The 13,381-nt window shown below is 40.8% G+C and carries 11 protein-coding genes; 4 read left to right on the top strand and 7 right to left on the bottom strand.

The genetic code is table 11. From position 1 onward, the window contains the following. Window positions 1–245: 245 nt before the first annotated feature. Window positions 246–1,163 (bottom strand): heme o synthase, encoded by a 918-nt coding sequence (gene cyoE / locus NST24_RS07320; protein ID WP_024720296.1) that lies wholly within the window; start codon window positions 1,161–1,163, stop codon window positions 246–248. Window positions 1,164–1,552: 389 nt separating this feature from the next. Between cyoE and NST24_RS07315 the strand changes: the two genes are divergently transcribed. Then, window positions 1,553–2,476, top strand: coding sequence for a heme A synthase (locus NST24_RS07315; RefSeq protein ID WP_024720295.1), 924 nt, complete (start codon window positions 1,553–1,555; stop codon window positions 2,474–2,476). 39 nt (window positions 2,477–2,515) lie between these two features. On the opposite strand, the gene NST24_RS07310 is transcribed toward NST24_RS07315, so the two are convergent. From NST24_RS07310 to glsA, 5 genes are all read right to left on the bottom strand, one after another. Then, window positions 2,516–3,949, bottom strand: coding sequence for a deoxyribodipyrimidine photo-lyase (locus NST24_RS07310; protein ID WP_342462492.1), 1,434 nt, complete (start codon window positions 3,947–3,949; stop codon window positions 2,516–2,518). 100 nt (window positions 3,950–4,049) lie between these two features. Further along, window positions 4,050–7,496: a pyruvate carboxylase gene (gene pyc / locus NST24_RS07305; RefSeq protein WP_041507351.1), complete on the bottom strand. Its 3,447-nt coding sequence runs from the start codon at window positions 7,494–7,496 to the stop codon at window positions 4,050–4,052. 79 nt (window positions 7,497–7,575) lie between these two features. Beyond that, window positions 7,576–8,787, bottom strand: coding sequence for a putative lipid II flippase FtsW (gene ftsW, locus NST24_RS07300; RefSeq protein ID WP_008345051.1), 1,212 nt, complete (start codon window positions 8,785–8,787; stop codon window positions 7,576–7,578). Between the two features lie 210 nt (window positions 8,788–8,997). Next, entirely contained in the window at window positions 8,998–9,279 is a 282-nt protein-coding gene (locus NST24_RS07295; protein WP_003212509.1) for a YlaN family protein, read from the bottom strand. A gap of 122 nt (window positions 9,280–9,401) precedes the next feature. Further along, complete coding sequence (gene glsA, locus NST24_RS07290) at window positions 9,402–10,331, bottom strand: glutaminase A (protein ID WP_019743436.1); 930 nt, start codon at window positions 10,329–10,331, stop codon at window positions 9,402–9,404. A 120-nt stretch (window positions 10,332–10,451) separates the two neighbouring features. Here glsA and NST24_RS07285 point away from each other — a divergent pair, with 120 nt between their 5' ends. Then, window positions 10,452–10,934: a hypothetical protein gene (locus NST24_RS07285; RefSeq protein ID WP_008345056.1), complete on the top strand. Its 483-nt coding sequence runs from the start codon at window positions 10,452–10,454 to the stop codon at window positions 10,932–10,934. A 15-nt stretch (window positions 10,935–10,949) separates the two neighbouring features. Here NST24_RS07285 and NST24_RS07280 read toward each other — a convergent pair whose 3' ends face one another. Further along, entirely contained in the window at window positions 10,950–12,272 is a 1,323-nt protein-coding gene (locus NST24_RS07280) for a PhoH family protein (RefSeq protein WP_024720291.1), read from the bottom strand. A 140-nt stretch (window positions 12,273–12,412) separates the two neighbouring features. Between NST24_RS07280 and NST24_RS07275 the strand changes: the two genes are divergently transcribed. Next, window positions 12,413–13,030, top strand: coding sequence for a YhcN/YlaJ family sporulation lipoprotein (locus tag NST24_RS07275; RefSeq protein WP_342462491.1), 618 nt, complete (start codon window positions 12,413–12,415; stop codon window positions 13,028–13,030). A gap of 102 nt (window positions 13,031–13,132) precedes the next feature. Further along, window positions 13,133–13,366, top strand: coding sequence for a YlaI family protein (locus NST24_RS07270; RefSeq protein ID WP_253718762.1), 234 nt, complete (start codon window positions 13,133–13,135; stop codon window positions 13,364–13,366). Window positions 13,367–13,381: the final 15 nt, after the last annotated feature.

Here is a 13,381-nt window from a genome sequence, read left to right as displayed (position 1 = left end):
TGCCTTTCGCTTTTACCTCTTATTTATAAAATCACCTTTCACCCATCCATAACCCCCGCCTCTTATAAAAGCACTTACATTTCCTCTTTTCATAAAAAAATGATGTTTTTACTCAAAATACCATCTATGTATAAACAGAAAGCCGCCTAAATAGAACTGAATATCAGGCGGCTTTCATAGTTGTAAGAAAATGTTGTGTTATAAGATATAGCCATTGTTTTGATGTGATCAAAGTGTATTTCACTCTAGAATAGTGTAATAATAATCATCGCAACGAAAAAGATCGTTAAGTAGTTTAATGAATAAACAAACATGAGTGTTGACCACTTCATGATATCTTTCATTTTAAAGCCCATAAGACCAATGACGAGCCATCCAATGTTCAGCAATGTGCCAAGTGCGACAATCGGCCATCCTAATCCACCTAAGAAAAATGGAAGCGGAAGAAGACATGCTGTCCAAATGATGATTTGGCGTTTTGTGACTTCAAAGCCGTAAACAACTGGCAGCATTGGAATACCTGCTTTGCGGTAATCTTCCGTTTTCTTAATCGCAAGTGATAAGAAATGCGGAATTTGCCAGATGAACATAATCATAAACAGGACCCAAGCCGTTGTGTCGATGGTGCCTGTAACAGCTGTCCAGCCAATTAATGGCGGAACCGCACCAGATACACTCCCAATGACTGTATTAATGGTGTAATGGCGTTTAGACCACATCGTGTATAGAACTGCATAAGTAAAGACACCGATAAATCCAATCACTGCTGATGTAACAGTTGTCATCAGAAGCATAATCAGTCCAAGTACAACAAGCAGAATACCAAATGCATACGCTTGACCTGGCTGAACTTTACCTGTCACCGTCGGTCTTGTTTTTGTTCTTTCCATTAGTATATCAATATCACGGTCAAACGCATTATTAATGGCGCATGAACCGGCAATAATAAGAGAAGAACCAATCATTGTTAACAGCACAATATCAAGATTCCCAAGGAAACTCATACCTGTAAAATAAAAAGCAAGCCACATTCCAGTAAATGTTGTAATGAAATTGGAATTGACGATGCCCATTTTAATAAGAGCAAGAAAATCTTTTAAAGCGGTTGTTTCTTCTATTTGTCCATGAATAGCTGCTTCCGCGGCTGTTTTGGAATTTGCCAATGTGTATAACCTCCCTTGCCCAAACCTTCAAACGAACGAATAAAACGTAAAATCGTTACAACTCTATCATACAAGATAAAGAGCTGTAAAAAAACATCCTATTAAATAATAAACGACAAACTTGAAGTTATTTGTGAACTTTTCGTGAATTTATTAGGATGTGCGTTTCAGAAGGCGGTGCAAAATGAAATATTCTCTCCTCTATTTCTATCAGACTGTCAAAGAAAGATCAAGCACTCTAAATCTGTAAACTTTGTGAACTAACATATCATTTTTTTGTGAACTTTGGTCATTATGAATTGCAACAGAACACGCATTTGGCTTAAACTTGAGAGCATGTGAGGTTTTCATTTAGATCAGAAGTTATTTAGAGAAGGTGAAATCATTTGATGAAATTTGCTTTAAGGTTATTGAGCGTTGTCACAACATTTGTGATGCTGATCGTTCTGATTGGCGGTGCGCTTGTGACAAAAACTGGCTCCGGTCTTGGCTGCGGCAGACAATGGCCCCTTTGCCACGGTCGTTTCTTTCCAGAAATGAACCCTGCTTCCATTATCGAATGGAGCCACCGCATGTCAACAGGAGTTTCCACCATTCTTGTACTGGCACTGGCGGTCTTATGCTGGAAAAAAATCAGTCCAGTATTCCGTGAAACCAAATTTTTGGTCATCATGTCCATTATATTCTTACTGCTTCAAGCGCTGTTAGGGGCACTCGCCGTTGTGTTTGGTTCTAACGCACTTGTCATGGCACTGCACTTCGGTATTTCACTGATTTCTTTTGCTTCCGTTTTACTGCTGGCACTGCTTGTGTTTGAAGCCACCAGATCTGAAACAAAGCTTGTGAAGCCACTTCATATCGGCAAAAGAATGCAGTTCCATATTTATGGGTTGATCACATATACGTATATTGTGGTGTATACGGGCGCCTATGTGAGACATACAAAATCAAGTCTTGCATGCTCTGTCTTCCCATTTTGTTCAAAAGACGGCGCACTTCCAGCGTATTTTAATCAATGGGTTCAAATGTCTCACCGAGCAGCAGCCCTTCTTTTATTCGTTTGGATATTTGTTGCGATGTTCCATGCCCTTAAACATTATAAAGAACAAAAGCAGCTGTATTATGGATGGATCATTTCAGCCATTCTGATTACACTTCAAGCGATCTCTGGTGTCATGTCTGTTTATTCTCAGCTCGCACTCGGTTATGCGCTTGCTCATTCATTCTTTATTTCTTGTTTGTTTGGGGTACTATGCTACTTCTGCTTACTCATTGCCCGGTTTAAATATGAAAATAGAGAGCCTTTCAGATAAACATACAATCCCCCTTTCATCCGAAAAGGGGGATTTCTTTTATGTTTGTTTCGCTTCTTCGAATAGCGAAATGGCCTTTTTTCGTCTTTCTTGATGATCGACTGTAGGCAGAGGATATGTATCCCCCAGCACGCATCCCGATTTCATTTGCTCATCTATCGGCATTTTACTCGGTTCATGAATCCATTTTTCATTCACATGCTTTAGTTCTGGTACATACCTTCTAATATATTCTCCGCTTGGGTCAAATCGTTTCGACTGGGTCGTTGGGTTAAAAATACGGAAGTAAGGAACAGCATCCGTTCCGACAGAGGCTGCCCACTGAAATCCTCCAATATTCGAAGCCTCATCATAGTCGACAAGTTTTCTCGCGAAATACGCCTCGCCCATTCTCCAATCGATGAGATAATCTTTTGTCAGAAATGAAGCCGTCACCATTCTCAAACGGTTATGCATCCAGCCTTCTTCATTTAACTGTCTCATCCCAGCGTCAACGAGTGGGAAGCCTGTTTGTCCTTTACACCAAGCTTCAAAAAGTGTCTCATCATCATTCCATTTTATATGTTGAAAGGAGGAGTTGATTTCTTTTTCTTTCATCTCTGGATAATGCGCAAAGATCATATGATAAAAATCGCGCCACGCTAGCTCTTTCATAAATGTTTCCTTGCCCTCATCTTCAAAAAGTTCTTCCTCATTGACCGCATGAAAGATTGTGCGAATAGAAATGGTCCCGGTTTTTAAGAACCGAGACAGCTTGCTCGTCCCAAAAACAGACGGAATATCTCGTTTCTCATGATAATGCGTCAATCTTTCTTGAATAAAGCCGCCTAGCGTGCTCATCGCTTTGTCTGATCCCATCTGATCGAATTTCCTTGTACATTTCTTGATGATGTCCCTTAGTTTCGCATCTCCCTTTTCAGAAAGTGACTCATCACAAATCGTATGCTTGCTGCTCAGAAATGATTTGTCAACTTTTATCACAGACTGCTTCTCCTGCTTCCGCCACGCTTGATAGTATGGAGTAAACACTTGATAATGAGAACCATCCGCTTTTAAAATATCTCTCGCCCCATGCAGATGCGTATCTTGCCACTTTGACACATGAATGCCCTTTTCTTCTAAGAAACGGGTCACTTGCTCATCACGAATTCGACCATTTCCTACTTCGTCCTCATTAAAAAAGACCGCATTGATGTCATAAGCATCCATGAGCTTTTGAAAAGCGGACAAAATATCATCATGAATGAGATGAACATACATGTGAGATTCTCTCGCTTCCTTGACGAAATTGGCCAAGTTTTGAAAGAAATGTTCGTTGTTCAAATCCAGTTCCATTTCTGTAAAAAATGGATCTAGATGATAAAAAGCAAATAATCGGTACTGATGTTTTTTTGCATATGTGATCGCTTTTGATAAGGCGATATGATCATCCAATCGCATATCTCGGCGAAACCAAATCACGACAATTTCCACTCTTTCTTCACCTCATTCTATAGTGTAATCACTCTAGCGGGCGGCTGCACATTTTAATGCGCTCAAAAAAAGACACATCGCAGTGGATGTGTCTCACTCATTATTCAGGCTTTAAGACAATCAACAGATCTCCAGTTTGAATCCCTTCTCCATTCGTGACATGAATTTCATCCACGACTGCTGAGAACGGTGCTTGTACCGTCGTTTCCATTTTCATCGCTTCATTGATCATCAAGTGCTCACCTTGAGAAATTTTCTGTCCTTTTTCAACAAGTACTTTGATGACAGTGCCTGGCATTGATGCCGCAATGTGATTTGGATTTGAGCGATCTGCCTTCATTTTTTCTTGAACGGAGGATTTGATGCTTTCATCCTTAATGACCACTTCACGCGGCTGTCCATTCAGTTCAAAGTAAAGCACTCTTGTAGCGTCCGGATTCGGTTCTCCAATTGACACGAGTTTGACAATGAGGGTTTTCCCTTTTTCAATTTCTACCTCAATTTCTTCACCAAGTCTCATGCCGTAGAAGAAGGTTGGTGTGTCAAGAACAGAGATATCTCCATAGCTTTCTGCTGTTTGAACAAATTCAGAAAAGACTTTCGGGTATAAAGCATATGCAATGGCATCTTGTTCTGTCAACGTCAGATCATGTGATTCTTTGAACTGCTTTTTGATTTCTTCAAAGTCCACAGGCTTCAGTTTCTCACCCGGTCTGACAGTAAGCGGCTCCTCCCCTTTTAAAATCAGCTTTTGCAGCTTTTCTGGGAATCCGCCATGAGGCTGTCCTAAATAGCCTTTAAACAATTCAACAACCGAATCTGGGAAATCCAGTGTTGCTCCTTTTTCATAAACATCCTCTTCTGTCAGATCGTTTTGCACCATATAAAGTGCCATATCTCCGACCACTTTAGAAGACGGTGTCACTTTCACAATGTCACCAAACATGTCATTTACACGTCTGTACATTTCTTTTACTTCATTCCAGCGGTCGCCAAGGCCGACCCCTTTCGCCTGCTGTTGCAGGTTACTATACTGACCACCAGGCATTTCATGCTCATAAATTTCTGTATGCGGTGAATTCATTCCGCTTTCAAACTCATGGTAATATTTTCTGACGGAATCCCAATATTGAGAAAGATGTTCAACCGCTTGAACATTCATTTCGGGCTTTCTTTCATGTCCGTCTAAAGCATAATATAATGAGCTCGCACTTGGTTGTGATGTGAGCCCCGCCATAGAGCTGACAGCAACATCAACAATATCAACACCTGCATCAATCGCTCTTGCATAGGTGAAGAGTCCATTTCCACTCGTATCGTGTGTATGAAGATGGATTGGAATCGTGAGCTCGTCTTTTAGAGCAGATACAAGTTCATAAGCCGCCTGCGGTTTTAATAATCCCGCCATATCTTTAATACCTAAAATATGAGCGCCTGCGGATTCAAGCTCCTTCGCAAGAGAGACATAATATTTCAAATCATATTTCGGACGTGATGGATCAAGAATATCACCTGTATAACAAATCGCTGCCTCTGCCACTTTGCCGGATTCACGAACAGAATCAATGGCAAGCGTCATACCTTTGACCCAGTTTAGACTGTCGAAAATACGGAAGACGTCAATGCCTGCCTCTGCCGATTCCTTTACAAATGCTTTAATCACATTATCCGCATAGTTTGTATATCCGACAGCGTTTGATGATCTTAATAGCATTTGGAACAAAGTGTTTGGCACTTCTTGACGAAGCTCTTTCAATCTTTCCCAAGGATCTTCTTTCAAGAAACGATATGCCACATCAAATGTAGCACCGCCCCACATTTCCATACTGAATAACTCTGGCCATAAGCCTGCTGTTGGCTGAGCAACTTTCTTTAAGTCGTGTGTTCTAAAGCGTGTTGCAAGCAGGGATTGATGTGCGTCTCTAAAGGTTGTATCCGTTAAGAGTACACCGCTTTGCTCTTTCACCCAATTGGCGAGCCCCTCAGGTCCATGCTTGTCTAACAATTGTTTTGTTCCAGAAGGAATCGTTTCATGGACAGCAAGTTTCGGCACATTTGGTTGATCAAAATGAGGCTTCTTATTTTCCGAAATACCAGGGAACCCATTAATGGTAACGTTACCAATATAAGTAAGCATTTTCGTTCCGCGGTCTTTTTGCTTAGGAAAGTTAAATAGCTCTGGTGTCGAATCAATAAACGATGTATCATATTCCCCTTTTAGAAACTTCTCGTGCTTTGCGACGTTTTCAAGAAACGGAATATTTGTTTTAATGCCGCGAATCCTGAATTCTTGTAAATTTCGGACCATTTTAGCCGCAGCTTGATCAAATGTAAGTGCCCAAGTAGACAGCTTGACCAACAGTGAATCGTAAAAAGGCGTAATCACCGCACCTTGGAAGCTGTTCCCTGTATCAAGACGTACACCAAAACCACCGCCTGAACGGTAAGCCATGATTTTTCCTGTATCTGGCATAAAATCATTCAAAGGATCTTCTGTTGTGACCCTTGATTGAATGGCAAATCCATGTGTAAAGATATCTTCTTGTTTTGGTATCCCGACTTCTTTGCTGTGAAGGTCATGTCCTTTTGCGACAAGAATTTGGGTTTGGACGATATCGACACCTGTGATCATTTCTGTGATCGTGTGTTCCACCTGGACCCTAGGATTGACTTCAATAAAATAAAACTCGCCATTTGCCACTAGGAATTCTACAGTCCCTGCATTGATATACGATACATTCTGGGCCAGCTGAACAGCCGCTTCACAGATGTCTTCACGTAATTGATTAGAAAGAGACACACTTGGTGCAACCTCAATGACTTTTTGATGACGCCTTTGAACAGAGCAGTCACGCTCGTATAAATGAATGATATTGCCGTGATTGTCTCCAATCACCTGCACTTCAATATGTTTCGGATTTTCAATCAGCTTTTCAACATATACTTCGTCATTTCCAAAAGCCGCTTTCGCCTCTGACTTTGCACGGTCATAGGCTTCGTTCAGCTCCTCTTTTGATCTGACAATCCGCATACCTCGGCCGCCGCCTCCAAGTGAAGCTTTAATAATAAACGGGTAACCGTATTCTTCACCGAATTTTTCGACTTCTTTGACCGAATCAACTGGCCCGTCACTTCCTGGAATGACTGGAATTCCAGCTTTTTTCGCTTCATCTCTCGCTTTTACTTTATCTCCAAACATATCTAAATGTTGAGAAGTTGGGCCGATGAATTGGATGCCTTCCTCTTCGCATCGTCTTGCAAAATGAATGTTTTCAGATAAAAATCCGTATCCTGGATGAATCGCATCCACGTCATTTCGTTTTGCAATTTCGATGATCCCCTCGATATCAAGGTAGGCATCAATCGGCTTTTTCCCTTCTCCAACTAGATATGCTTCATCGGCTTTATAGCGATGATAAGAGCCCGAGTCTTCTTTGGAGTAAATGGCCACTGTACGTAAGTTGAGCTCCGTACAGGCCCTAAAGACTCTGATAGCGATTTCCCCTCTGTTTGCAACTAGAACCTTTTGAATTGTTCTCTGTGACATTCTCACTCCTCCATATCCCTTAAAATTTTATATGTACTCTATAATAAAGGAAGAAATGAAAACTGTACACTTTTGTTTTCTAAAGATTCAAAGTTTTCTGCAATCCATTTTTTTGAATCGATGGTTTGCTGATTGATTTTTTCTTTTTATAACGCTCTTTATATTCAGTAAACATGCTGATATTCAGCAATATTCCCATACATCCACTCAGTAAAATGATAGAGGATCCCCCGTAGCTGATAAACGGAAGTGTGACCCCAGTAATCGGAATGAGACCTGAAACACCGCCCAAATTAATACACGTTTGGATGGCAATCATTGAAGAAATTCCTATTGCAAGCAAACTTCCAAACGGATCTTCACACTTTCTCGCAATGTAAAAACCTTTCACGACAATAAAGCCAAGGAGAGCAAGGACAAAAAATACACCGAAAAAACCAAGCTCTTCCGATATGATTGCCATGATAAAATCCGTATGCGGTTCTGGAAGGTATCCATACTTTTGTACACTTTCTCCAAGACCAAGCCCAAAAAAGCCGCCTGATCCAATCGCATAATATGAATTAATCAATTGATGCCCAGAAGCGCCTGCGTCTTTAAATGGATCTTGGAAACTCTCAAAACGTCCAAGACGATTCTGCGTAAAAATTTTATCCCAAAAAAGAATAATAAACGGTGTCACAACAACCATCACCGCACTAAATAAAGCGAGCAGCTTGGCAAGCGTTTTACCGCTAAACCCTGAGCATAAAATCATCGCAAGGGCAATCATACCAATGATAAAAGCTGTCCCATAGTCTGGCTGCAAAATAATAAATCCGCATAGGATGGAGACAACCACAATTGGAGGTGTAACCCCTCTTAAAATATGGTCAATATAATGCTGCTTCTTTGCATAGACAGCAGCAAGATAAATGATGACAACGATCTTCACGAATTCCGCTGGCTGAAGACTAAAAGGCCCAAATTTGATCCAGCTTCTAGCATTCCCTGCAATGTGACCGCCAAAGTACACATAGATGAGAGAAAACACAGATAGCAAAAGCATCACAATTTGGAATCTTTTATTTAAGAGCAGCTGATACGGAATGAGGGCTGTAAAAATCAAGATGACCGCCCCGACAATCATAAATAAAAGCTGTTTCTTGAAAAAATTATCTGGCGCAGCATCATATCTAATCACAGATGTAATCATACTTGAGCTATACACCATCACCAAGCCGAATGCGCTAATTAATATAATGGCGAACAATAATGAGTAGTCATACGATTTTAGCATTCTCTTTAACATATAATCCTCTTCCTAACGTCTATTTCTACTGCTTGATATTCTCTTCTCTTAGCTGTTCTTATTCTACTACATTTTCTCCGTTTGATCCCGTTTTACCTCTTTATATTGTTCGTCTTTCATGAGACAATCAAGTCCGTTTGGCATCAATCAAAATAAAAAGGCGGACAAAAAAACTCAAACTTATGTTGTGGAAGTTTGAGTTTTCAATCATTATTTTTTTGTGAACGCATCATGAAGTGCGGATAGTTCTCTCTCAAGTTTATCGAGTAGTTTTTTGCCTTCATGTTGATCAACTAATCCAAGCCGGACAGCGAAATCAATTTCTCTCGATAATCCGAACATTTGAGTATCTAAAACCTCTTCATAAAGAGGACATTGCGGCATCGTTAAGTTGTCCATTTGCACTTGGATCAATTTTAAAATTTTATCTGCATCCAATTTTAATAAAGCCAGTGCTTTTTGCCGATGATCGACTAAAATTTCTGACGCCAAAAGTATCCCTCCGTTCCCCAGGCGAGTACCTAATTCTTCTATTTATCATAAAGCGAAACGCCCAAAATTGCAAGCAGATTTGTACAGTTCGCTCTGTAAAAATAAAAAGAAGCCATTCGTCATTAAAAGATACTCATCTCATATTTTTCACTCATGAGCTCAAGCAGCTTAATACCCGCAATACTATTCCCTTTTTCATCCAAAGCAGGCCCGAATATACCTATCCCAAAGTCGTATGGCGCCGCCCCCATAATTCCGCCTGAAACACCACTTTTAGCAGGGATTCCGATATTGATCGCAAATTCCCCGCTCGCATTGTACATACCGCATGTGACCATAAACGTTTTACAAATTCTAGCAACATCTTTCGAAAGGATTTGCTTTCCTGTCTCTGGATGCCTGCCATCTAATGAAAAAACACATGCGATCTTCGCCAAATCCAAGCTATTCATCATGACGGCGCACTGCTTCGTATAGACATCCATCACCTCTTCTACATTCCCTTTAATGATATGATATTGCTTCATATAATAGCACATTGCGCGGTTAATCATTGATGTTTCAAATTCGGATGCAGCGGTTTCTTTGCAATATGTAATGGTGGTGTCATTGGCAAGCTCTCTAATAAAACCAAGCAACCGGTTCAGCTGATCTTGCGGCGTTGCTCCTCTTATTAAACTTGTAACGGCAAGCGCTCCTGCATTAATCATTGGGTTAAGCGGCTTATTGGGGCTTGCTGTCTCTAGTTTAATCATCGAATTAAACGGGTCGCCAGTCGGTTCTTGTCCAACATATTGAAACACTTTTTTCGGTCCTTCTTCTGAGAGCACGAGCGCTAGTGCTAATACTTTTGAAATACTTTGCAGGGTGAATCGTTTATCAACATCTCCCGCTGAGTGGCACGTATTACTCACATGATAAACAGCGACAGATAAATCCGATTGATCCGCTTTACCGAGTGCCGGAATATAGGATGCTACCTTTCCATTTTTGGCCACCTTTTTTGCCTCTTCTACAAATCGCTGAAGCTCTTCATTGTCACGACATGCCATGCCCAAAATCCTCCCTATTTTTCGTCTAATCGTAGTGTGTACAAGGAAGTGCATGTTTATGAAAGTGACAAAGCGGGCGAAAACTTCTATAATTTATGTTGGAAAGGGGTTGTCTTGAACATGAGCATTATTCAAATCAAGGGGAACGTACAATACAAGATCACCATTGATCCGAGTGTATGGATTTTTGATGACCGTAAATTTTTAATGGATTCATTTTTTGAGAAAAGTGCAGCAAACGAAGAGCAGCAGCTAGATCAGGAACTCGATCAAGAGCGGGTCATAAGAGAAGGTCAAACACTTCCACCCACATTAAAAACAGAGAAAAAGTACGAAAAAGAAAGACTTGTCACAGGCAGCTTCGGGATGAAACTTGGCGACATGATAAAAAATGCAGAACCGCTCGAACAAGCGGAGACATGTGAATTTGTCACAGAAACAGAAACAATTGCTGTTCCGCTCTCTAAGGCGATGGATAGCATTGCCCATTTCAGCCAAAATGGAAAGCCTATAACAGAAGAAGGACCAATCCACGTTTATTTCGAGGATCAGTCCAACATCACTCAGCCGATTAAAGGCGTCAAAGAGTTAATCATTACATAAGATGACGGGTCTGGACTATAATAAATCAGCTGCAAGCTGTGCAAGTCCAGACCTTTCTCCTTTGACAAGCTTGACATGTCCAGATATTTGCTGCCCTTTGAAACGCTCAATGACATATGTGAGCCCATTATTTAAGCTGTCTAAATAAGGGTGATCAATCTGCTCTGGGTCTCCCATGAGCACAATTTTACTTCCCTCACCAACCCGCGTTAATAATGTTTTTACTTCGTGTTTTGTTAAATTTTGCGCCTCATCGATAATGATAAATTGATCAGGGATACTTCTCCCGCGAATATACGTTAAAGCTTCCACTTGAATTGAACCGATGCCCGCTAGTATCGCATCGAGTTCACCAGGTTTTTTTGTGTTAAATAAAAATTCTAGGTTGTCATAGATCGGCTGCATCCACGGTCTGAGTTTCTCTTCTTTTTCGCCTGGCAAATACCCTAAGTCCTTACCAACAGGAACAATGGAGCGGGCCACGATGAGCTTTTTAAACATGCCGAGGTCCTCTGTCTGCATTAATCCAGCAGCAAGTGCAAGCAGTGTCTTTCCTGTTCCCGCTTTTCCGATAAGTGTCACAAGCGGAATATCGCGGCGTAAAAGTAACTCAAGCGCCATCGTTTGCTGGACATTTTTTGGGCGAATCCCCCAAATATGTTCTTGGTCATAAATAAGCCGTTTCACATGCTCTGCTTTTTGATCAAGCATCCCCAAAGCAGAACCACCTTCATTTCCCTTCATAATGATAAATTGATGAGGGTTTAATGGCGCCTGGGTGACTTCTTTTATCGGTAACTGATTTTGCTTATAAAATGTATTCAGCTGCTCAGTCGGAATATAGAGCTCGTGATAGCCGTTATCAATGTCTTCATTTTGTAGCACTCGATCGCTTAAGAAATCCTCTGCTTGCAGACCAATGGCATCCGCCTTTACTCGCACTAGGACATCTTTGCTGACCAAAATAACAGGCCGGCCATCCGGTTTTGTTTCTTCCTCTAAGCTCAAATTCTTCGCAACAGCCAAAATCCGGTTATCGTTTGTTTTTTCGATGAAAATTTCTTGAAGTTCATGGAAAGAGCGATGATTCAGCTCAATACGCAGCGTTCCTTTTGACTCCAGCGTAATTTTTTCATGCAGTTTCCCTTTCGATCTCAACCCGTCGATTAAACGTGAGACACGTCGTGCATTTTGCCCAACCTCGTCCATATATCTCTTCTTCGAGTCTACTTCTTCTAACACTACGGCCGGAATCACGACCTCGTTGTCTTCAAATGAAAAGATTGAATTCGGATCCTGTAATAACACATTTGTGTCTAATACATAAATTTTACTCAGGTCCTTCGCCTCCTGATCGGGGTTTCATTCATCCTTGTCTTTCCAAAAACGATTGTTAAAATATATGTTTTCATGAATAAAGTTAGAAGGTTAATTCAACAATAAAATAAATCATGCAGTTTGTGAAGGAGGGAATACACATGCGACTATTTTTGACGTTATTCATGGTTCAAACCATTCTTTTATTAGGCGCTTGCAAGCATCAAGAGAAGCCTTTGGCACAAGAACATCAAGACGGAAACAAGCATTTAGTAAGAGTATCAGACTCATCCAAGAAAAACACTGACAAAGCCCGCCCATCAACAGATGTGGCAAAGCACCTAGTGAATGTGACTGAGCATGTAGCAGATGTAAATGACGCAACAGCGATCGTCATCGGCAAGTATGCTGTCGTCGGCATTGATGTAAAAGATGATTTAGATAGAAGCAAAGTTGAAACCATTAAATATTCAGTCGCCAAAGCACTGAAAAATGACCCAGAAGGTGCGAATGCTGTTGTCGTCGCTGACCCTGATACAGTGAGCCGTTTAAAGGAAATGGGCAAAGAAATACAAGCTGGCAGGCCAGTAAGTGGAATTATGGACGAATTAGCAGCTATTGTGGGCCGTGTTATGCCAGAAATGCCTCGAAATGAAATCGACCGTAACGAAATAGATCCGACAAATGATCCGAATCATCAGCTCAAACAACAAGATCAAAAGCAATTAGAAAAAAACCAAAATGATCAATCAAACCATCATATGAATCAGAAGAAATAATGAGAACGGCTTATATCTCTTGTGATATAAGCCTTTTTTATGCTGATTTTAAGTGGCTCAAAAAACATGCTATAATGAAGGCATGACCAAAGTGAGGTGAAAATGATGAGAGTGAAGTGCTCATTATGTGAAAAGCTTGAAACCATTAATGATGATACACTTGTTGCTAAACGGTTAAGAAATCGACCGATTCATACATATATGTGCGATGAATGCCAAGAAAGAATTAAAGTAAAGACAGAGGCACGCATCAAAACTGGCAGATTCTCTCTTTATCAAGATCCTGCGACGAAAGAGAAAAAGAAGAAAAAAGGAAAAAAAGAACAGAAGACATAAAAAAGACCTGACACA

Source organism: Bacillus sp. FSL R5-0286 (assembly GCF_038593245.1).
Taxonomy (GTDB): domain Bacteria; phylum Bacillota; class Bacilli; order Bacillales; family Bacillaceae; genus Bacillus; species Bacillus altitudinis.
The sequence above is the reverse complement of the archived record's forward strand: the minus strand, read 5'-3'. Positions and strand labels throughout refer to the sequence as shown.

Coding starts and splice junctions, on each gene's coding strand:
- NST24_RS07315 (WP_024720295.1), top strand. CDS start 1,553: ATGAAATTTGCTTTAAGGTTATTGAGCGTTGTCACAACATTTGTGATG.
- pyc (WP_041507351.1), bottom strand. CDS start 7,496: ATGTCACAGAGAACAATTCAAAAGGTTCTAGTTGCAAACAGAGGGGAA.
- ftsW (WP_008345051.1), bottom strand. CDS start 8,787: ATGTTAAAGAGAATGCTAAAATCGTATGACTACTCATTATTGTTCGCC.
- glsA (WP_019743436.1), bottom strand. CDS start 10,331: ATGGCATGTCGTGACAATGAAGAGCTTCAGCGATTTGTAGAAGAGGCA.
- NST24_RS07285 (WP_008345056.1), top strand. CDS start 10,452: ATGAGCATTATTCAAATCAAGGGGAACGTACAATACAAGATCACCATT.
- NST24_RS07275 (WP_342462491.1), top strand. CDS start 12,413: ATGCGACTATTTTTGACGTTATTCATGGTTCAAACCATTCTTTTATTA.
- NST24_RS07270 (WP_253718762.1), top strand. CDS start 13,133: ATGATGAGAGTGAAGTGCTCATTATGTGAAAAGCTTGAAACCATTAAT.